Below are 21,356 nucleotides of genomic sequence, written 5' to 3'. Positions count from 1 at the left end.
GGCGTGACGTCGACCTGGGTTGAACCCTCCAACACCGCCACTGCGCTGCTGCTCCTCGGCCGCGGCAGCGACCCCGCCACCGAACGTGGCGTGGAGTGTCCGGGAGACCTACCGGCACCGAGCGACCCTGACCTGGTGGCCCGCGCCACGGCGGCCAAGGCCGCGCTCGGCGAACGGGTCTTCGTGCTGGGCCACCACTACCAGCGCGACGAGGTGATCCAGTTCGCCGACGTGACCGGCGACTCGTTCAAGCTGGCCCGCGAGGCCGCTGCCCGACCGCAGGCCGAGTACATCGTCTTCTGCGGCGTGCACTTCATGGCCGAGAGCGCGGACATCCTCACCTCTCCCGCGCAGCAGGTCGTCCTGCCTGACCTGGCCGCCGGCTGCTCGATGGCGGACATGGCGGCACTGCCGCAGGTCGAGAACGCCTGGGACGTGCTCACCGAGCTGGGCCTGGCGGAGCGGACCGTCCCGGTCACCTACATGAACTCCTCGGCGGACATCAAGGGCTTCGTCGGGCGTAACGGCGGGGTGGTCTGCACCTCGTCGAACGCGAAGCGGGCCCTGGAATGGGCGTACCAGCAGGGCGAGAAGGTGCTCTTCCTGCCTGACCAGCACCTGGGCCGCAACACCGCCGTGCTGGAAATGGGCTTCTCCCTGGAGGACTGCGTCCTCTTCGACCCGCACAAGCCGAACGGCGGGCTCACCGCGATGCAGCTGCGCGACGCGAAGATGATCCTCTGGCGTGGGCACTGCTCGGTGCACGGCCGGTTCACGCTCGAGAGCGTCAACGACGTTCGGGACCGGGTGCCGGGCGTGAACGTACTGGTCCACCCGGAATGCCGGCACGAGGTGGTGCGGGCCGCCGACCTGGTCGGGTCGACGGAGTACATCATCCGGACCATCGAGGCGGCTCCGGCCGGCTCCGCGTGGGCCATCGGCACCGAGCTGAACCTGGTCCGCCGCCTCGCGCTGGCCCACCCGGACAAGCAGATCATGTTCTTGGACCGGGCGGTCTGCTACTGCTCGACGATGAACCGGATCGATCTGCCGCACCTGGTCTGGGCGCTGGAGGAACTGGTCGCCGGACGGGTGGTCAACCAGATCACGGTCGACACCGACACCGCGCACCACGCCCGGGTGGCGCTGGACCAGATGCTCGCGCTACCCGGAGCCTGACCCACCCCGGGCATCACCCTCTGTGACGCCCGGTGTACACGAAAGTGCCGGATCACCGATAAATGCCCTCCAAAGCGGTGTGACCCGATCCATTCTCATCACGGAGGGCTATGCTGCCGGGCGACGACGACACACGCGGGCGCGGGCGTTTGGGCGCGACCGTACCCCGGGTAAGCGAACCGGTCGTGTCCATCCATCGAAACGGCAGCACGCACGCGCTGGAGGTTGCGTTGACCGACGACATCCTGGTCGTACACGGAGGCACGCCGCTGCAAGGGCGGATCCGTGTGCGCGGTGCGAAGAACCTGGTTTCCAAGGCAATGGTCGCCGCGCTGCTGGGCGACAGCCCGAGCCGGCTGTTCGACGTACCGAAGATCCGGGATGTCGAGGTGGTCCGGGGTCTGCTCGGGCTGCACGGCGTCAAGGTCACCGACGGCGACGAGGACGGCGAGCTGGTCTTCGACCCGGCCAACGTGGAGAGCGCCAGCACCGACCAGATCAACGTGCACGCCGGCTCCAGCCGGATCCCGATCCTGTTCTGCGGTCCGCTGCTGCACCGGCTCGGCCACGCCTTCATACCGGACCTCGGCGGCTGCCACATCGGGCCCCGGCCGATCGACTTCCACCTGCAGGCGCTGCGGGAGTTCGGCGCGACCGTCGAGAAGACCCCCGAAGGGCTGCACCTGTCCGCGCCGAACGGGCTGCACGGCACCAAGTTCGCGCTGCCCTACCCCAGTGTCGGCGCGACCGAGCAGGTGCTGCTGACCGCGGTGATGGCCGAGGGCGTCACCGAGCTGCGCAACGCGGCCGTGGAGCCGGAGATCATCGACCTGATCTGCATCCTGCAGAAGATGGGCGCGATCATCAAAGTGCACACCGACCGCGTGATCGAGATCCAGGGCGTACCGAAACTGCACGGTTACACCCACCGGCCGATCCCGGACCGGATCGAGGCGGCGAGCTGGGCCGCGGCGGCACTGGCCACTCGGGGGCACGTCGAGGTGCTCGGCGCGGAACAGGCCGACATGATGACCTTCCTGAACGTCTTCCGTTCGGTCGGCGGCGAGTACGAGGTGACCGACACCCGTCCGCCACGACCGGGACAGCCCGGTCAGGAGGGTGGCATCCGCTTCTGGCACCCGGGCGGCGAACTTCAGGCCACCGCGCTGGAGACCGACGTGCACCCGGGCTTCATGACCGACTGGCAGCAGCCGCTGGTGGTGGCCCTGACCCAGGCGCGCGGCCTGTCCATCGTCCACGAGACGGTCTACGAGCAGCGACTCGGCTACACCGAGGCGCTGAACTCGATGGGCGCGAACATCCAGGTCTACCGGGACTGCCTGGGTGGCACCCCGTGCCGCTTCGGCCGGCGCAACTTCAAACACTCCGCAGTGATCGCCGGGCCGAGCAAGCTGCACGCCGCCGACCTGGTCATTCCCGACCTGCGGGCGGGCTTCAGCCACCTCATCGCCGCGCTGGCGGCCGAAGGCACCTCCCGGGTCTACGGCGTGGACCTGATCAACCGGGGCTACGAGGACTTCGAAGCCAAACTCGCCGATCTGGGCGCGCAGGTCGAACGGCCTTAGCGCGACCGGGCGACGTCGGGCCGAACCGCCCGCCGCGCGTTCGCTGCACCGCGATGTGCACCGGGCGCGCGGCGTTGGCTACCCTTGCCGCGTGCCGTCGCTGTTTCGTCGCAAGTCCGCCGACCTCGCCGAACCCACCACCGATCCGCTGACGCCAGCGGAGGAGGAGGCTGAGGCGACCCGGTCCCGTGCCTACACCCCGGGCAAGGGTCGGGAGACGCCGAAGCGACCCGTCACCGGTCGCCGACCCGCCGGAGCCGGGAAGCCGCTGAGCAAGGACGAGTCGAAGGCGCTGCGCCGGCAACGTCGCGCCGAGGCGGCTGCGGAGTTCCGACGTGAGGGCGGTCCCCGCGACCGAGGTCCGGAGCGGCTGCTGGCACGTAACGTGGTCGACTCCCGGCGTACCGTCGGCACCTGGTTCTTCGGTGGTGCCCTGGTGGTGCTGATCGGCTCGAACCAGGCGATGCCGCCGGTGATCCGGTTGGCTTCCAACCTGCTCTGGGGCGCACTGGCCCTGGGTGTGGTGGTCGACTCGATCCTCATCTCCCGCCGGATCAAGAAGCTGGTCCGCGAGCGGTTCCCGAGGTCCACCCAGCGGATGGGTTCGCTCTACGTCTACGCGATCATGCGGTCGATCACCTTCCGCAAGCTGCGTACGCCGGAGCCACGGGTCGCCATCGGCGACCAGGTCTGACCGCGACTCAGGGCACCTCGGCTCCCGGCGACGAATGGCTGACGGTGGGTGCGGCATGGTCGGAAGTCCGATACCGGCATAGGGATAAATGTCCGGATCAATAGGATAACGTTTGGGTCGACGAGGGTGCCGTAGTGGCGGTGACCGAGCCTGCGCCGCTACCCTCCATGCGCAGCCATTCGGTGCCCGGACGAGCAGTTTTGCCGGCCTCCGGGGGTGCCCAGCGCGACCATTTCCGACGAGGTGACATCGCCGTGAGCGAGCGGACGCGAGCCGACCACCGGGGCGCGACCGTGAGCGAGCGGACGCCGGCCCTGGGCTACGGCACGGGCCAAACCGGCAGGTCCGACCGTTGCTGTTGCGCAGGACAGGCTCAAGCTCCGCGTGTCGCGGCCCGCGCCACCTCCCGGCGACGTCCCGGCCCCAACGACAGGTCCGGCGGATGAGTCGCGGTTACGCCGACCGGTGGCACGATCCCGCCGAGCCTCGCTGGGTCGTCGAGCCGACGAGCGAGTGGCAGCCGCAGTTCCCTGGCCAGCGTTATCCCGGTGATATCGGGGCCGAGCACCAGCCGCCTCCGGCACGAGGCCGCGCCAGCGCCGTCGGCCGTGCCGAGGTGCCGCCGCTCGCGCCAACCCGGCCCGACGGCACGTACACCGGTCGGTCCTGGGACGACGAGCCGGATGGCTGGCCGGGCCGGCACGAGGTCCCCGACCGGCGACCCGTCGACGGCCCGAACGGCTCGCGGCCGTACGACCGGTCGGTGCCGCCCGGTTCCCGACCGGAGCAGTCGCGGCCCGAGGGACGACGCTCGGCGTACGGCGAGTCCGCCCGGGGTCGCGACGGGGTCATCTGGTCGGAATTCGGACCACAGGCCGCCGGACCAGGCGCGCCAGCACACCGCGACCAGCGCGACCCGGACCGGTACGTCGACCGCCGCGATCAGCGTGACCCGGACCGCCGCGACCCGGACCGCCCCCGTGACCAGCGCGAACCCGACCGGTACGCGCGACGCGACCCGGAGCGGTACGCCCGGCGGGAACCTGAACGACGTGACCCGGACCGCCGTGGCAACCGGTATCCGCGACCCGAGCCCGAGCGGCGGAGCCAGCGTGAACCCGACCCGCGTACCGACCGGCCGCGCCACGTCGAGCCGAGTGGACGCGACGATCATTGGCGTGGTGCGCCGGTGTCCCCGGCCGCAAGGGCGGAACCCGGCTGGGTAGCGGAGTCCGACGGGGAGGCACGTCGGCCCGCCGCCGCACGACGCCCGGTCGAGGACGCCGACCGTCGAACACCTGAGGACGCCTCACCACGACCTCGATACCAGTGGAGTCACCACCCTGGGCATCCGCCGCGCACCGATGGTCCGATGGTGGACGGTTACCGCAGCGACTTCGTCGGCGGCGGCGACCCGGACGCCGCGCCGTACCCGGACGGATTCGTCGACGACGAACCGGTCCGCGCGTCCGACGAATGGGCCCGGCCGGATCGGACCCCTCGGCGAGGTCGTCCAGAGCCGTCAATGCCGGACCAGCAGGCGTACGACGCTCCCCCGCGCGGCGACCTGCCCTGGCCCGCGCCCGGACCGCTGCGGCCGAGCAGCGGACGGGATCATCGCGAGTATCAGCGGCCGGCCGCGCGGGAGCAGGATGCCGACCGACGACCGGGTGGAGTGCCGGACCGTCCCGGCCCGCAGCGGTTCGACGACCGGCCGGCCGCCGCGTTGCCCGACGCCGACCGGCCCGTTTCCGCGGCACCTGACCCGGACTCGCGTCGCCGTCATCTGTCGGTGGTGCCGGACCATCCCGTCTCACCCGCTCCGGAACAGGACCGGCCGGTCTCCCCCGCGGCCGGACGGGCCCGACCGGTCTCCCCCGCACCGCAGCGTCACCAACCGGAGGTCGGCCCCCCGCATCGGATCCGTCCCTCGACCACTGCGGGAGACCGGAACGACATCCGCCAGCCCGGCCAGGATCGTGACCCGACCGGGCGTCCCGACCGGCACCGGCCCGACCTCCCCGGCCAGGACCAGCCCGCGGTCGCCTCCGGTGCCGATCGGGCACCGACCGGTGACACGGTCCGACCAGCACCACTGCATCAGCATGAGGTACGTCCCGCGCCGCTGCACGAGCATCAGGTCCGCCCGGCTCCCCTGCACGACCAGCCGGTCGTCGCCTCGCCACCACCAACGCCGATGCCCTCGGTGGCCGCTGCGTCCCCCGTCGCACCGCCCCCTACCCGACCGGTCTCGGCACCACCCGCCCAGCCGCCGGTCTCCGCGCCACCTGTCCACCGACCCGTCTCCGCTCCACCCACCCGACCGCCGGTCTCCGCACCCCCCGCCCATGGGCCGGTCTCCGCACCCCCCGCCCATGGGCCGGTCTCCGCGCCGCCCGGTCCGCCATCCGTCCCCGCGCCGTCGGGGCGGAGGCCCGAGCCGGCCGACGCCGACGCGGCACCGCTCGGTCCGCCGCCGGTGGCGCGACCCGACCGGATCGGCGACGCCCCGGAGGTGCCGGCCACACCGGCGGCCCGCCAGCCTCGCCGGTACGTCCCCCCACCGCCCGAGCCGTCCGCTCCCCCGCCCGCCCGGCCAGCGTCCGAGGGCTCGCAGGGCTGGTTCGGACCGGCCGATCGGCCCGCCTCGGCATCTCCCGTCTCCGCACCACCAGCCTCGACGCCGCCCGTCTCCGCGCCCCCGGCGTACGGACCGTCGGTCACCGCGTCACCCGTCTCGGCGCCGCCGGACTTCGCACCGCCCGTCTCAGCGTCGCCGGGCCCCGCGTCGCCGGTCTCGGCACCGCCGGTCGCCGTACCTCCTGGCGAGCCGGACCTCGGCGCACCGGTCTCCGCCGTGCCGGTGTCCGCACCGCCGGTCTCCGCACCGCCGGTGTCCGCACCGCCGGTGTCCGCACCGCCGGTCTCCGCACCGACGAGTTCCACGCCGCCGGATGACACCACGCCGTCGGACGATCCGGCCCCGACCGTCGGTCACCTCCCGCAGCCCGGAACCGGAGAGCCCGCCGAGCGTCCGCGCAGCGCCGGGCCCGCTGACGTCGACGACGAGGTGACACCCGGTGCGGACGCCGACCCGGTCGACGCCGTGCCGACCGCATCGTCCTCGTCCGAGCCGGCGGACGACGGCGAGCAGGCGACCGGAGACGCGGACGACGGCGAGGACGTACCCGAATCGCCGGCCGATCCTGAGCAGATGCTGGCGAGCTTCCGCTGGCGTCTCGACCCGGTGACCCTGCGGGAACTGGCGGACGACCCGGAGGAACTGCGGGAGATCCGGGAACGGCTCACCGAGAAACTCGCCACCGCTCTGGACAACCGCTCCCGGGCCCGGCTGCTGAGCCTGCGCGCGGTGGCCTCACGGATGCTCGACGACCTGGACGACGCGCTGGCCGACGGTCGGATGGCGCTCACCTACGCCGAGGCGACCGGCGAACTGCGCCGCGCCGCGCTCGCTCAGGCCCGACTGGCCCACGTGCTGCGCTGGCGCGGCGAGTTCGCCGAGGCCGACCGGCTCTTCGCGGAGGCCAACTCCATCGAACTACCCGACCGGCTACGCGCCGCACTGCACGAACACTCCGCCCGCTGCTGCTACGACCAGGGTCGGCTGATCGAGGCCTGCCATCACTTCGAGCGGGCCCTCGACCTGCGGGGCGAGCAGGACGCCGAGTTGCTGGCCCGGGTCCGGATCGGCCTCGACGCGATCGCCGCCCGAGCCGAGGAGAGCGGCTTCGGGCCGTACCCACGCGGTTGGGAAGAGGTGCTGGAGCGTGACCGGGCGCCGGTGCCGACACGCGACGGCGGCCAGGGCCTGTGGGGCTACGCGGACGCCGAGGGCGACATGGTGGTCCCCTCCCGGTACGCCGAGGCGCAGCCCTTCCGGGAGGGCCTGGCCTGGGTACGCGAATCGCCGACCGGCCGATGGTCGTTGATCAACCTGGCCGGTGAGACGGTGCTCGGGCCGAACTACCTGGCAGCCCGACCGTTCTCCGACGGTCTGGCCTGGGTGGTGCGGGACGAGAGCGGTTGGCACGCCGTCGACACGAGCGGCGAGGTGGCGGTGCCGCCGGGTTTCGCCGACGTCCGGCCCTTCCACAAGGGCGTGGCGGTGGTACGCCGGGAGGGCTGGGGTGCGGTCGACCGCACCGGACAGATCGTGGTGCCCACCCGCTACCACGGCTTCCACACCGCCCTCGCCGACGGCCACTACATCGACGGGTTCACCGAGGAGGGGTTGGCCGTGGTGGACCTGGCTGGCCGCAAGGGTGTGGTGGACCGTGCCGGGCAGGTGATCGTCGCGCCCGCGCACCCGGCCTTGTTGATCCACCCGGTCGCCTTCCTGGCCACCAACAGCGCCGGGAACTGGGGTGCGCTGGACCGACGCGGCGAGTCGCTGATCGACCCGATGTTCCACCATCCGAGCGCGGTCGTCGCCGAGATCGACGGGCTGCTCGCCGACGCCAACCCGGTGCTCTGAGGCCAGCCAGTTCACCAGCGCCGGTTAGGGTCGAGGCATGGAATTCCGACACCTGGGCCGTTCCGGCCTCATGGTCAGTGAGATCTCGTACGGCAACTGGATCACCCACGGTTCGCAGGTCGAGGAGGAAGCGGCGTTCGCCTGCGTGCGAGCCGCTCTCGACGCCGGCATCACCACCTTCGACACCGCCGACACCTACGCCGGCACCCGCGCCGAGGACGTCCTCGGGCGGGCGCTTCAGCAGGAGCGGCGCGAGGGTCTGGAGATCTTCACCAAGGTGTACTGGCCCACCGGGCCGGGCCGCAACGACCGGGGCCTGTCCCGCAAGCACATCATGGAGTCGATCAACGGATCGCTGCGCCGGCTGCGTACCGACTACGTGGACCTCTACCAGGCTCACCGGTACGACTACAGCACCCCGCTGGAGGAGACGATGGAGGCCTTCGCCGACGTCGTGCACTCCGGCAAGGCGCACTACATCGGCGTCTCCGAGTGGAAGGCATCGCAGATCCGCGAGGCGCACGGTCTCGCCCGCGAGCTGCGCATCCCGTTGGTGTCCAGCCAGCCGCAGTACTCCATGCTCTGGCGGGTCATCGAGAGCGAGGTCGTCCCCACCAGCGAGGAGCTGGGCATCGGGCAGATCGTCTGGTCTCCGATGGCCCAGGGCGTGCTCTCCGGCAAGTACCTGCCCGGTCAGCCCCCGCCTTCCGGTTCCCGGGCCACCGACGAGAAGTCCGGTGCGGGGTTCATCGCCAAGTGGCTCACCGACGACGTGCTGACCCGGGTGCAGCAGCTCAAGCCGCTGGCCGACCAGGCCGGGCTGAGCATGGCCCAGCTGGCCATCGCCTGGGTGCTGCAGAACCCCAACGTGTCGTCGGCCATCATCGGGGCGTCCCGTCCCGAGCAGGTGCACGACAACGTCAAGGCGGCCGGTGTGAAGCTCGACGCCGGCCTGCTCAAGGCGATCGACGAGATCGTCGAGCCGGTGACCGAGCGGGATCCCGCGCGTACCGAGTCGCCGGCCCAACGGCCCTGACCCGCCTCGCCCGGCCGGCGCACCGCACGCCGGCCGGGCGGACGCGCTGCCCACCCCGGTCAGCTGCGCCAGAACCGGATCAGCTCCAGACCGGTCGCGTACAGCCACGGGGGCAGGCCGAGCAGGTCACCGATCGCGAAGACGGCGGTGAAGAACCAGCCGCCGATCGTCGGGTTCCACAGCAACGCGAAGAGCAGGATGAACCCGTACGGCGCGAACAGGTCGTACATCCGCCGGTACGGCGGGGTCAGCCACGGCTGGATCATGTTCCCGCCGTCCAGCCCCGGCACCGGCAGCAGGTTGAGCAGGCTGGCGGTGATCTGGAGGAAGGCCAAGAGGGCCACCGCCGCCCAGAACTCGACCGGCCCGCCGCCGCCCGCACCGAGCCGCAGCACCGCCACCAGCACCAGTGCGAACACCACGTTGGTGGCCGGTCCGGCGAGGCTGACCAGAGTGTGCCGTAGCCGCCCGGGAATGACGTGTCGGTCCACCCAGACGGCGCCACCGGGCAGGCCGATGCCGCCGAGCAGCACCACCGCCACCGGCAGTGCGATGGACAGCAGCGGGTGGCTGTACTTCAGCGGATTCAGGGTCAGGTAGCCACGGTGGGCCACCCCCCGGTCGCCGCTGCGGTACGCCACCACGGCGTGGGCGTACTCGTGCAGGCAGAGCGAGACCAGCCAGCCGGAGACGACGAAGCCGAACACGGTGAGCCGGACGTTGCCGATCCCGTGCCAGGTCAACACGGCGCTGGTCACCAGCAGGGCGACCAGCGCCAGGAAGACCGGACTGGGTCGGAAGGCCGCCCGGGGCACCCCGAGCACCAACGGCTCGGGGTCCCTGGGTGTCATCACTCGGCCGCGGGCAGCAGGCTCATCCGGTACTCCACCCGATCGTCTTCCAGGAGCGCGACCGAGGTGACGCCGGACGCCGCGAGTTCCCGCCAGGTCTGACCGATCCAGGACTCGGCATCCGCCTGGCTGCCGAACGACTCGGCCGGCCCGTCGACCGACTCGCCGTTCGCGCCCTCGTACCGCCAGCTCCACGCCATCTGCGCGTCTCCCCTCGCCGCTGATCTCCCATGGGACGGACCTTCGCCAGCGTAGTCGTACCGCCGACCGGCGACCCGGCCACGGGCGTCGATACCGTCCCCGGTGCTGACCCGCCGGGTGCGGCACGGCGAGTGACCCCGCCGTGGCCGGGTATGTGTTTCGGCGAACCCGACGCACCGGAGGCGACAATGACGACACCGATCCCGGAGATGGACATGGCGGAACTGCGCGACATCGCGGTACGCGGCGGTATCGAAGGGGCCCGGGAGATGGACCGGGAGGAACTGATCGACGCCCTCCAGGCCCGTCCCGGTGAGGGCGCCTGGCAGGAGGACCCGAAGCCGGCCGACGTCAACCCCAACGACTTCAGGTACCAGGCCCCCGAACGGCACTGACCGCACCGTGGCCCGCAGGCACTGACCGCACCGTGGCCCGCAGGTACGGTGCCGTACCTGCGGTGCCCCGAGCCGCCGGCTGGACGTAAGGTACGCAGCATGTCCCTTGACGGGTGGAACACGCTTCTGGTCCTCGGTGGAACCCGGTCCGGCAAGTCGGAGTTCGCCGAGTCCCTGGTCGCCGACGCGCCCACGGTCCGCTACCTGGCCACCGCCACCGACGCGGGCGACGACCCGGAGTGGGCCGAGCGGATCGCCGCACACCGCGCCCGCCGGCCCGCGACCTGGAGCACCGAGGAGACCGCGGCCGACCCGCGCCGCCTCGCCGACGTGATCGCCACCGCCCGGCCGGAGGAGACGCTGCTCGTCGACGATCTCGGCGGCTGGGTGACCGTGCTGCTGGACCCGGCGCACCAGCCGGCCGACGACACCGCCACCGTCGACGAACTGGCCGCCGCCGTGCGGTCCTGCCCCGCCCGCCTGGTGCTGGTCAGCCCCGAGGTCGGGCTCTCCCTGGTGCCCACCACCCCGCTGGGCCGGGCGTTCACCGATGCCCTCGGCACGGTCAACCGCGCCGTCGCGGACGCCTGTGACACGGTGGTGCTGGTGGTCGCCGGTCAGCCGTGCCGGTTGAAGCCCGCTCTCGTCCAGCCGACACCCGCCGCCGACGCGGCGCCAGCACCAGCACCAGCACCCGGAGACGACACCGGCCAACCTGCCGCTGGTGGCGGGACCGGCCCCACGGTGCCCGCCCAGGCGGGCCCGACCGGGCTGCCGGTCACCACCAGCGGTTCGCCGCTGCCCGGCTCACCGCCGGTGACCACCCCGCAGCTGCCCACCGAGCCCGCCACCTCGGACACCGGCGCAACGGCAGCCACCGGGGCCGTCCCGTCGGCCGCGACCGGGCCGATCATCCAGCCGGGCACGGAACTGTCCATGCCCGACGAGTACGCCGGCCCGCAGGCCGTCGACCGGCTGGCGACCCTGGACGTGCCGGGAACCGGATTCGGCGCGCTGGAGCAGGTGATCTCCTTCGCCGCCGCCACCCAGGGCACCCCCACCCCGACGCCGTGGCGGTCGGTGCGGGTACTGCTGGTGCACGGCGACCATGCTGGCGGGGTCGCCGCCGGCACGGTGGCCGGTGAGTCGGCACGGCGGGCCGAGCAGGCCCGCGCCGGTCAGGGCGTACTCGCCCGGCTGGCCGCCGAGACCGGCGCGAGCCTGCAGGTGGTGGACGCCCCCGCCGCCGCACCCATCGAGCATGGTCCGGCGCTGAGCGCCGAGCAGGTGGATGCGGCCCTGCGCTACGGCCAACGGCTGGCCGAGGAGGCGGCGGATGCCGGCGTACAGCTGCTGGTGCTGGCCGCGTGCGGCGCCGGCACCGAGGCCACGGCCGCGGCGGTGCTGGCCGCGACCGCCGGAGCCGAGCCGCCCGCGGTACTCGCCCGGGTGGTCACCGCAGGTGGCCAGATCGACGACGTGGCCTGGATGGCCCGCTGCGCCGCGGTCCGCGACGCCCTGCACCGCACCCGTCGTCTCAGCCGGGACGCCGTGAGCGTGCTCGCCGAGCTGGGTGGCGGGGACATCGCCGTCGCCACCGGCATCCTGCTGGGTGCGACCACCCGTCGGCTGCCGGTGCTGCTCGACGGTCCCGTCGGGGTGGCCGCCGGGCTGATCAGCCGGGACCTGGCCGGGCAGGCCCGGCACTGGTGCCTGTTGGCCGACGACGGTGGCGATCCGGCCGTCCGGCTGGCCGCCGACGTGCTCGGCCTGGATTCGCTGACCCAGCTACGGCTCGATCTCGGCGAGGGGGCGAACGCGCTCACCGTGTTGCCGCTGCTGCGCTCAGCGCTGGCGCTGGCCGCCGCCTTGCCGTCCCGCCCCGAGGACGCCAGCGAAGCCGGTGGCGACAGCGAAGCCGATGGCGACAGCGCAGCCGATGGCGGCGATCCGGGCCCGGTCGAGGAGCCGGAGCCTGACTTCCGCGAGCCGGAGCCCGAGGGGCCGGGCCCGACGAGCACCGGGCCGGCCGCCGAGCCGGCGGAGACCTCCGCCGCACGTGCCGGCTGAGCGCCGGCTCGGCGACGCGGCACGGCTGGCACTTACCACCTTCACCATCCTGCCGCTGCGCGTCGGCCGGATCGACCGGGCCACCGCCGGTGCGGCCATGACGCTCGCCCCGGCGGTCGGCGCGCTGCTCGGCGTGCCGCTGGCCGGCGTACTGCTGCTGGTGGACGTCGGCGCCACGCCACTGGTCGCCGCCGGGGTGACCGTCGCGGCAGCCGCCCTGCTCACCCGAGGGCTGCACCTGGACGGGCTCGCGGACACCGTGGACGCGCTCGGGTCGTACCGGCGTGGACCGGCCGCTCTGGAGATCATGAAGAAGCCGGACGTGGGACCTTTCGGTGTGGTCGCCCTGGTCCTCGTCCTGCTGGTACAGGCCGCGGCGTTGGCGGAGTTGGCCGGCGGATCCCGCCCGGCGGTCTTCGCGGCGGTGCTGACGGCCACGGCGACGGGTCGGCTCGGGGTGACGCTGGCCTGCCGGCGCGGCGTGCCGGCGGCGCGTCCGGAAGGGCTGGGCGCGCTGGTCGCCGGCAGTGTCGGGCCGGCCGCGTGTGCTGTCGCCACCGCCGCCGTCGCGCTGCTGGCGGTCGCGGCGGTGCCGCACCGGCCGTGGCAGGGCCCGCTGATCGTCCTGGGGGCGCTCGCCGTCGCGGCCGGGCTGCTGCGACACGTGGTACGCCGTCTCGGCGGGATCACCGGAGACGTGCTCGGCGCGACCGTCGAGCTGGTCACCACGCTCGTCTACCTGGGACTGGTGCTGTCCGACTGAGCCGGGCGGATGGCGCCGGGTAGCGTACCTGCGACGACAGCACCGGCGCGGCCACCCGGGGGACGACATGCTCATCACCGACGACTTCCTGCCCGTTCCGGTCCCGGAGTCGCTCAGCGCGACCTATCTGGTGCCGACGGTGGGACTGCCGTCGGTGACGGCCCGGACGGCCGTGCGGGGGTTGGCCGGCCGGCTCGCCGAACCGGTGTACGGGTTGGCTCGGCAGATGCTGGACAGTCCGTTGATGAGCGTCGACATCCAGCCCGTCGGCGAGTTTCCCGAGCTGCCCCCGGACCTGCTCACCGCGTTCGGGGCCAGCGAGGCGCAACTGGACCGACTGGCCGCGGCCACCCACCTGGTGGTGGTGCAGGCGGAGTACCGGCCGGGCTGGCCGCCCGCACACGAGTGGGCCGCCCGGGCGGTGGCCGCTGCGGTCGCCGAGGCGGTTAACGGCGACGTGGTTGACGTCTTCGGCCTGCAGTTCCTGGACCCGGCCGCGGCGCTGCGCTCACTGCCCGACGCCGAGGGTCGGGTGCGGCTGGTCGACTGGGTGCTGGTGCCCTACTCCTCGGACGCCGAAGGGCTCTGGTTCACCACCAAGGGACTGCGCCGTTTCGGTCTGCTGGAGTTGCAGACCCAGGGGGTGCCCGACCATCTCACCCGGGCCTGGGGCGCGGTGATGACCGGCGCGGCTCGGCGACTGCTGCGGGACTGGACCGACGGGTTGGCCGGCGAGGAGGTGCCGGCGTTCGTGCAGCTGCCGGTGCTGGCCACGGTGACCGGGCACGACATCGCGGTGGCGTACGGCAACCCGGAGCAGCACGGGGCGACCGCGCCGGTGCTGCTGCGCCTGGAACTGGACCCGGCCACCGACCCGGACGCCGACTCCTTCCTCAGCCTGCACCCACCGGCCGGGCATGCCGGTCCGGCCGGGCGTTACTTCGCCACCGCCTGCGCCACGCTCTTCTCCGGCATCCAGCCCGACGTGCGGTACGCCCGTTCCGGTGACGCGATGAGCCGGGCGATCGCCACCGCCCGCGCCGGCCTGGACGACATCCGGGCCCGGTTCCGCGCCGGACGGCTGCCGCCGGAGACGCAACTGGTGGTCAAGTACGGGCTACCGGGCGACGACGGGCCGGAGTACGTCTGGGCCGGGGTGACGACCTGGGATGCCCCGGACCGGATCGTGGGTGCCAGCGCGAGCGACGCCAACACCGACCCCACGGTACGGATCGGCTCTCCCGTCGTGGTGGAGGTCGCCGACATCGTCGACTGGGCCGTTCTCGGCGGCGGCGGCGTCGTCGAGGGCGGCTGGACCCAGGCCGTCCTCGACGCCGGCCACCCTCCCACCCCCTGACCGGGGTTATTTGACGGAGGGGTGGACGAAGGGGGGACGGGTGAGGCGGACGGGGGTGCGGCGGTTGCGGATGTCGACGTGCAGCTCGGCCCCGTCGGGCAGGGCGGGGGCGGTGTCGATCAGCGCCAGGGCGATGCCCTGCTTCAGGGTCGGGCTGAAGGTGCCGCTGGTGATCGTGCCGACCCGGGTGTCACCGTGGAACACCGGCATGCCGGGGCGGGGAATCGCGCGTTCGACGGCCGCCAGGCCGCGCAGCGTACGCGCCGGACCGGCGGCCTTCTCCGCGAGCAGCACGTCACGGCCCCAGAACGCCGGCTTGTCCCAGCCGACCGCCCAACCCGAACGGGCCTGCACCGGCGTGATCTCCCGCGACAGGTCCTGTCCGTGCAGCGGGTAACCCATCTCGGTGCGCAGCGTGTCCCGGGCGGCCAGCCCGCAGGCCTGCGGCGTCGGCTCGGCGGCGAACAACGCGTCCCAGACCGCGACCGCGTCGCCGGCCGGAACCAGCAGTTCGTAGCCCAGCTCGCCGGTGTAGCCGGTACGGCACACGGTCAGCTCGACCGCACCGAGCGTCGCCGAGGTGAAGCTCATGTATTCGTGCCCGCTGGGCAGGCCGAGCCCGTCCAGCAGCTCCGCCGACCGGGAGCCCTGCACCGCCAGTACGGCGTACCCCTCGTGTTCGTCGGTGACCGTGACCTGCGGTGGCGCGGCGGCGCGCAGCCGGCGTACCACCTCGGCGCTGTTCGCCGCGTTCGGAATGAGGAAGACGTGGTCGTCGGCGTGCAGGTAGGCGATGATGTCGTCCACCACGCCCCCGGTCGCCTCGTCGCAGCAGAGGGTGTACTGCGCCTGGCCCGGCCTGATGCGGCCCAGGTCGTTGCTGAGGCAGGCGTTGACGAACTCCGCCGCGCCCGACCCGGTCACCCGCACCTTGCCCAGGTGCGACACGTCGAACACGCCGATCCCGGTACGCACCGCCGTGTGCTCCCGCAGCACTCCGCCGCCGGCGTACTCCAGGGGCATCTCCCAGCCACCGAACGGAGCGAACTTGGCGCCGAGCGCGGTGTGTCGGCCGTGCAGCGGAGAACGACGTGGCCGGGTCGCGGCGGCGTCGGTGGTCACCTCGGTCATGGGTGGCAACTTACCGGCAGGCACCGGGCTGGTTAGCATCGGCGGGACCGCCGGATGACCTGGCGGGCAGCAATGACGTCCGGCGGGTAAATCATCCGTCGGGGAACTCGACCGCCGGTACGCCACCATGCGACCGGCCCGGCCCGCCCGGGAGCAGCCTCCGTGACATCGCCCAGCACCACCCTGAGCCTGGTCGACACCGACCCCGCCGAGCTCGCCGTCGACGCGATCGTGATCGGCGTGCACAGCACGACCGGCGAGCAGGACGCCACCAGCGGCCTCGCCGGCACCCTGTTGCTCGCCAGCGGCGCCGAGAGCATCGCCGCCGCCTTCGACGGCAAGCTGACCGAGACGCTGGCGCTGCTCGGCGCGACCGGCGGTCCGGGTGAGGTGATCAAGTTGGCGACGCTCGGCACCGTCACCGCACCGGTGCTCGCCGTCGTCGGCCTCGGCGCTGAGCCCAGTGGTGCGGCACCCGCCCCGGAGACCCTGCGCCGGGCGGCAGGCGCCGCGGTACGTGCCCTGGCCGGCGCGTCCCGGGTGGCGATGGCGCTGCCACTGCCCGACGACGCCGACGCCCCTGACGCGTTGCGCGCGGTCGCCGAGGGCGCGCTGCTGGGCGGCTACCGCTTCGCCGGGTACAAGACCCGGCCGCAGCCGGCCCGCCGCGAGCCGGTCGGTGAGGTGCTGGTGGCCGTACCGGACGCCGCGGACGCGGCAGCGCAGGCCGAGGTGACCCGGGCCCAGACGGTGGCCGCCGCGGTCCGGCTCACCCGCGACTGGGTCAACACCGCCCCGAACGAGTTGCGCCCGCCGGCCTTCGCCGACGCGGTTGCCGAGGCCGGTCGGGCGGCGGGCCTCGACGTCGAGGTGCTCGACGAGGTAGCGCTGCGCGAGGGCGGGTACGGCGGCATCATCGCCGTCGGTCAGGGCTCGGAGGCCCCGCCCCGACTGGTCAAGCTGACCTACACGCCGGACGGTGGCGGCACCGGCAAGCGGGTCGCCCTGGTCGGCAAGGGCATCACCTTCGACACCGGTGGCGTCTCGATCAAGCCGGCGCAGGGCATGTGGGAGATGAAGTCCGACATGGCCGGGGCGGCGGCGGTGGCGGCCACCATGCTGGCGGTGGCCGAGCTGAAGCCGTCGGTGCCGGTGACCGCGTACGTGCCGATGGCGGAGAACATGCCGTCGGGGACCTCGTACCGGCCGGGTGACGTGATCACGATGTTCAACGGCAAGAAGGTGGAGGTGCTCAACACCGACGCCGAGGGCCGGATGATCCTCGGTGACGCGATGGCACGGGCCTGCGCCGACGGTTGCGACTACCTGTTCGAGACCTCCACCCTCACCGGCGGTCAGGTCGTCTCGCTGGGCAAGCGGATCTCCGGCGTGATGGGCACGGCGGAGCTGTGCGAGCGGGTCCGTGACGCCGGGGACGCCGTCGGCGAGCCCACCTGGCCGATGCCGCTGCCGGACGACGTACGCAAGGGGATGGACTCCGACGTCGCCGACATCTCGCAGGTGAACGCGGGCATGGACCGGGCCGGCCACATGCTGCAGGGCGGTGTCTTCCTGCGCGAGTTCGTCACCGACGACGTCGCGTGGGCGCACATCGACATCGCCGGCCCGTCGTACCACTCGGGCGAGGCCACCGGCTACTGGACCAAGGGCGGCACCGGCGTTCCCGTGCGTACGCTGCTGCGCCTGATCGACGACGTCGCCGCCAACGGCTGAGGTGTAAGGAAGGGCCCCTTGTTAACGCCTCGCGTTGTACAGGGGGCCCTTCCTAACACTCAGAACTGCTCAGGGCGGCGCTTGCGGCGCTCGTTGTAGTCACGCATGCGTTGCGGGTAGCCCATCAGCGCCACGTCGTAGATCGGGATGCTCAGCCGGTACGCGAAACGCCGTGCGCCCTCGGGCCCGTTGATCCGGCGTCGGGTCCACTCGCCGTCGTCGGCGATCAGGATCACCGTGGTCTCGGTGACGGTGGTACGGGGCTCGATGTACGCCTCGACACCCTTTCGGGTGCGGACGAAGTTCTCAAGGTGCTCCAGATCGGCACGATTGGCCGTACGGTCAGGGTCAGCCGCGCGTGATCGCTTGCTTCGCCGGAACAGTCCCACCGAACCGTCTCCCCAGTCGTGGCTTATCGAAGGCAGAGCCAAGGGTACGTGGCGGCAACGTGTCGTTGGGCACCTCGGTAAGCGGGTGCGACGCGGTGGTGACAAGATGGCCGAGGTGGGGTGTGTCCCGTGTTACCCCACCGTGACCCCCGATGCAGCGAAGCGACCTGGGAGTTGGACGTGAGCGAGCCGAACGACGCAACCTTCGACATCGTCATCCTCGGAGGTGGTAGCGGCGGTTACGCGACCGCGCTGCGCGCCACCCAGTTGGGCCTTTCCGTGGCGCTGGTGGAGAAGGCCAAGCTCGGTGGCACCTGCCTGCACAATGGCTGCATCCCCACCAAGGCACTGCTGCACGCCGCCGAGATCGCCGACCAGACCCGCGAGTCGGAGCAGTTCGGTGTGCAGGCCAAGCTGGTCGGCATCGACATGGCGGGGGTCAACTCCTACAAGGACGGCGTGATCGCGCGGCTCTACAAGGGCCTGCAGGGCATGCTCAAGGGCAACAAGTCGATCACGATTGTGGAGGGGCACGGCCGGTTGGTCGCCCCGAACGCGGTCGAGGTGGAGGGCAAGCGGTACACCGGCCGCAACGTGGTGCTGGCCTCCGGTTCGTACGCCAAGAGCCTGCCGGGCCTGGAGATCGACGGCGAGCGGGTCATCACCAGCGACCACGCCCTGACCCTGGACCGGGTCCCCACCTCGGCGATCGTGCTCGGCGGCGGCGTGATCGGCGTCGAGTTCGCCAGCGTCTGGAAGTCCTTCGGGGTGGACGTGACGATCATCGAGGCGCTGCCCCGGCTGGTCGCCGCGGAGGACGAGGAGTCGTCGAAGGCGTTGGAGCGGGCCTTCCGCAAGCGGAAGATCAACTTCAAGGTCGGCAAGCCGTTCGAGAAGGTCGAGAAGACCGACAAGGGCGTCAAGGTGACCATCGCCGGTGGCGACACCGTCGAGGCGGAGCTGCTGCTGGTCGCGGTCGGCCGTGGCCCGAACACCGCTGACCTCGGCTACGAGGAGCAGGGCGTCAAGCTCGACCGTGGCTACGTGCTGACCGACGAGCGGCTGCGCACCAACGTGCCGAACGTCTACGCCGTCGGCGACATCGTGCCCGGTCTGCAGCTCGCCCACCGCGGTTTCCAGCAGGGCATCTTCGTCGCCGAGGAGATCGCCGGCCAGAACCCGGCGGTGATCGACGAGGCGGGCATCCCCCGGGTCACCTACAGCGACCCGGAGCTGGCGTCGGTCGGGCTCACCGAGGCGAGGGCCAAGGATCAGTACGGCGCCGACAAGATCAAGACCTACAACTACAACCTCGCCGGCAACGGCAAGAGCCAGATCCTCAAGACGGCCGGCTTCGTGAAGCTGGTGCGGGTCGAGGATGGTCCGGTGGTCGGCGTGCACATGGTCGGCGCGCGGGTCGGCGAGTTGGTCGGCGAGGCCCAGTTGATCTACAACTGGGAGGCGTACCCGGGCGAGGTGGCGCAGCTCGTGCACGCCCACCCGACGCAGAACGAGGCCCTGGGCGAGGCGCACCTCGCGCTCGCCGGCAAGCCGCTGCACGCACACGCCTGATCACGACGTACCCGCGGCGTCCGGCGACGGGCGGCGCTCCCCCCACCAGGGAAATGAAGGAGTCTGGAGAACATGCCGGTATCGGTCACCATGCCCCGGCTCGGCGAGAGCGTCACCGAGGGCACCGTCACGCGCTGGCTCAAGCAGGAGGGTGACACCGTCGAGGTCGATGAGCCGCTGCTCGAGGTGTCCACCGACAAGGTCGACACCGAGATCCCGTCCCCGGCGGCCGGGGTGCTGACCCGGATCGTGGTGGGCGAGGACGAGACAGCCGAGGTCGGCAGCGAGCTGGCGGTCATCTCCGGCGAGGGCGAATCGGCCGGCTCCGGCGGCGGCGAGGCTGGCGGGCAGGAGCAGGAAGCCCCCGCCGAGCAGGCTGCCGAGGCGGCACAGGAACCGCAGGCCGAGGCGGAGCAGTCGGCCGTCGAGGAACCGGCCGAGCAGGCGGCCCCGGCGCAGTCCGGCGAGGGCACCCCGGTGCAGATGCCGGCCCTGGGCGAGAGCGTCACCGAGGGTACGGTCACCCGCTGGCTCAAGCAGGTCGGCGAGACCGTCGAGGTCGACGAGCCGCTGCTGGAGGTCTCCACCGACAAGGTCGACACGGAGATCCCTTCGCCCGTCGCCGGTACCGTCCTGGAGATCAAGGTCCCCGAGGACGAGACCGCCGAGGTCGGCGCGACCTTGGCCGTGGTGGGTGCCGCCGGTGGTGCCCCGGCCGAGGCGAAGCCCGAGCCGAAGCCGGAGGCGAAGCCCGAGCCGCAGGCGAAGCCGGAGCCGAAGGTGTCCGAGCCGACGCCCGGCATGTCGTACAACGAGCCGGCGGCCGAGGCCGAGACGGCACAGGAACCGGTCAAGGCCGAACAGGCGGCGCAGCCGGCGGCCGCCACACCGCAGCGTGAGGCGGCGTCGGCCAACGGCGGCGGGCAGGCAGCCGGTTACGTGACCCCGCTGGTACGCAAGCTCGCCAGCGAGCACAACGTGGACCTCGCCTCGCTCAACGGCACCGGTGTCGGCGGCCGGATTCGCAAGCAGGACGTGCTGGACGCGGCCGAGAAGGCGCGCTCCGCCAAGGCCGCCCCGGCCGCGGCATCCCAGCCGGCCGCCGCGGCGACCCGTCCCGCCGAGAAGCCGCAGCCGAGCGCCAAGCGGGGCACCACCGAGAAGCTGCCCCGCATCCGCTCGGCCATCGCCAAGCGGATGCTGTCGTCGTTGCACGAGATGGCGCAGTTGACCACCGTGGTCGAGGTGGACGTCACCAAGGTCGCCAAGCTGCGGGCCCAGGCCAAGGAGTCCTTCCAGCAGCGGCACGGCGTCAAGCTGTCGTTCCTGCCGTTCTTCGCTCTCGCGGCCATCGAGGCGCTCCAGGCGTACCCGATCGTCAACGCCAGCATGGATCTGGAGGGCGGGACGATCACCTACCCGGACTCCGAGAACCTCGGCATCGCGGTGGACACCGAACGGGGCCTGCTGGTGCCGGTCATCCACAACGCCGGTGACCTCAACCTGGGCGGTATCGCCAAGCGCGTCGCCGACCTGGCCGAGCGGACCCGGACCAACAAGATCAGCCCGGACGAGATCGCCGGTGCGACCTTCACGCTGACCAACACCGGCAGCCGGGGTGCCCTCTTCGACACCCCGATCGTCCCGTCGCCGCAGTCGGCGATGCTGGGTACAGGTGTCGTGGTCAAGCGCCCGGTCGTGGTGAACGACCCGGATCTGGGCGAGGTCATCGCGGTACGCCAGATGGTCTACCTGGCCCTGTCCTACGACCACCGGCTGATCGACGGTGCTGACGCGGCCCGCTTCCTGACCGCGGTCAAGCAGCGTCTGGAGGCCGGCAACTTCGAAGCCGAACTGGGCCTGTAACCCGCACGCGCGAAAGGCGCCCCGGTCCGCAAGGACC

At 72.2% G+C, this 21,356-nt stretch carries 16 protein-coding genes; 12 read left to right on the top strand and 4 right to left on the bottom strand.

Annotation, left to right across the window (positions count from 1 at the left end; translation table 11 throughout):
• The first annotated feature begins 3 nt into the window (after nt 1-3).
• From nadA to Vlu01_RS09580, 5 genes are all read left to right on the top strand, one after another.
• Nucleotides 4-1,179, top strand: a complete 1,176-nt coding sequence (gene nadA, locus Vlu01_RS09600; protein WP_203996715.1) for a quinolinate synthase NadA — start codon at nt 4-6, stop codon at nt 1,177-1,179.
• A 230-nt stretch (nt 1,180-1,409) separates the two neighbouring features.
• Nucleotides 1,410-2,765, top strand: a complete 1,356-nt coding sequence (gene murA / locus Vlu01_RS09595; RefSeq protein ID WP_203997088.1) for a UDP-N-acetylglucosamine 1-carboxyvinyltransferase — start codon at nt 1,410-1,412, stop codon at nt 2,763-2,765.
• Nucleotides 2,766-2,856: 91 nt separating this feature from the next.
• Nucleotides 2,857-3,459 (top strand): DUF3043 domain-containing protein, encoded by a 603-nt coding sequence (locus Vlu01_RS09590; RefSeq protein WP_203996713.1) that lies wholly within the window; start codon nt 2,857-2,859, stop codon nt 3,457-3,459.
• A gap of 442 nt (nt 3,460-3,901) precedes the next feature.
• Complete coding sequence (locus Vlu01_RS27525; RefSeq protein WP_239095802.1) at nt 3,902-7,954, top strand: WG repeat-containing protein; 4,053 nt, start codon at nt 3,902-3,904, stop codon at nt 7,952-7,954.
• Between the two features lie 37 nt (nt 7,955-7,991).
• Nucleotides 7,992-8,990, top strand: coding sequence for an aldo/keto reductase family protein (locus Vlu01_RS09580; RefSeq protein WP_203996711.1), 999 nt, complete (start codon nt 7,992-7,994; stop codon nt 8,988-8,990).
• Between the two features lie 59 nt (nt 8,991-9,049).
• Here Vlu01_RS09580 and Vlu01_RS09575 read toward each other — a convergent pair whose 3' ends face one another.
• Together Vlu01_RS09575 and Vlu01_RS09570 are read right to left on the bottom strand one after the other, a co-directional pair.
• On the bottom strand, nt 9,050-9,841 hold the full coding sequence (locus tag Vlu01_RS09575; protein ID WP_203996709.1) for a site-2 protease family protein: 792 nt from the start codon (nt 9,839-9,841) through the stop codon (nt 9,050-9,052).
• Nucleotides 9,841-10,041, bottom strand: coding sequence for a hypothetical protein (locus tag Vlu01_RS09570; protein ID WP_203996708.1), 201 nt, complete (start codon nt 10,039-10,041; stop codon nt 9,841-9,843). The genes Vlu01_RS09575 and Vlu01_RS09570 overlap by 1 nt, the downstream gene beginning before the upstream one ends.
• Before the next feature lie 189 nt (nt 10,042-10,230).
• Here Vlu01_RS09570 and Vlu01_RS09565 point away from each other — a divergent pair, with 189 nt between their 5' ends.
• The 4 genes from Vlu01_RS09565 to Vlu01_RS09550 all read left to right on the top strand — a co-directional run bounded on the left by Vlu01_RS09565 (nt 10,231) and on the right by Vlu01_RS09550 (nt 14,627).
• Nucleotides 10,231-10,437 (top strand): hypothetical protein, encoded by a 207-nt coding sequence (locus tag Vlu01_RS09565; RefSeq protein WP_203996707.1) that lies wholly within the window; start codon nt 10,231-10,233, stop codon nt 10,435-10,437.
• Between the two features lie 99 nt (nt 10,438-10,536).
• Nucleotides 10,537-12,507 carry a bifunctional adenosylcobinamide kinase/adenosylcobinamide-phosphate guanylyltransferase gene (cobU, locus tag Vlu01_RS09560; RefSeq protein ID WP_203996706.1) on the top strand — a complete coding sequence of 657 codons (1,971 nt, stop codon included), beginning with the start codon at nt 10,537-10,539 and terminating at the stop codon, nt 12,505-12,507.
• Entirely contained in the window at nt 12,497-13,270 is a 774-nt protein-coding gene (locus Vlu01_RS09555; RefSeq protein ID WP_203996705.1) for an adenosylcobinamide-GDP ribazoletransferase, read from the top strand. The genes cobU and Vlu01_RS09555 overlap by 11 nt, the downstream gene beginning before the upstream one ends.
• 67 nt (nt 13,271-13,337) lie before the next feature.
• Complete coding sequence (locus tag Vlu01_RS09550; RefSeq protein ID WP_203996704.1) at nt 13,338-14,627, top strand: DUF2314 domain-containing protein; 1,290 nt, start codon at nt 13,338-13,340, stop codon at nt 14,625-14,627.
• 6 nt (nt 14,628-14,633) lie between these two features.
• On the opposite strand, the gene gcvT is transcribed toward Vlu01_RS09550, so the two are convergent.
• Entirely contained in the window at nt 14,634-15,758 is a 1,125-nt protein-coding gene (gene gcvT / locus Vlu01_RS09545) for a glycine cleavage system aminomethyltransferase GcvT (RefSeq protein WP_203996703.1), read from the bottom strand.
• Between the two features lie 162 nt (nt 15,759-15,920).
• Between gcvT and Vlu01_RS09540 the strand changes: the two genes are divergently transcribed.
• Entirely contained in the window at nt 15,921-17,492 is a 1,572-nt protein-coding gene (locus Vlu01_RS09540) for a leucyl aminopeptidase (RefSeq protein ID WP_203996696.1), read from the top strand.
• Between the two features lie 59 nt (nt 17,493-17,551).
• Here the strand turns inward: Vlu01_RS09540 and Vlu01_RS09535 are convergent, their stop codons facing one another.
• Nucleotides 17,552-17,881: a hypothetical protein gene (locus tag Vlu01_RS09535; protein WP_203996694.1), complete on the bottom strand. Its 330-nt coding sequence runs from the start codon at nt 17,879-17,881 to the stop codon at nt 17,552-17,554.
• A gap of 180 nt (nt 17,882-18,061) precedes the next feature.
• Here Vlu01_RS09535 and lpdA point away from each other — a divergent pair, with 180 nt between their 5' ends.
• A complete protein-coding gene (gene lpdA, locus Vlu01_RS09530) occupies nt 18,062-19,453 on the top strand; it encodes a dihydrolipoyl dehydrogenase (RefSeq protein WP_203996691.1) in 1,392 nt (463 codons plus the stop codon).
• Nucleotides 19,454-19,525: 72 nt separating this feature from the next.
• On the top strand, nt 19,526-21,319 hold the full coding sequence (gene sucB / locus Vlu01_RS09525; RefSeq protein WP_203996689.1) for a 2-oxoglutarate dehydrogenase, E2 component, dihydrolipoamide succinyltransferase: 1,794 nt from the start codon (nt 19,526-19,528) through the stop codon (nt 21,317-21,319).
• The last annotated feature ends 37 nt before the right edge of the window (nt 21,320-21,356 follow it).

It is taken from the genome of Micromonospora lutea, from assembly GCF_016863535.1.
Classification (GTDB): domain Bacteria; phylum Actinomycetota; class Actinomycetes; order Mycobacteriales; family Micromonosporaceae; genus Micromonospora; species Micromonospora lutea.
The sequence above is the reverse complement of the archived record's forward strand: the minus strand, read 5'-3'. Positions and strand labels throughout refer to the sequence as shown.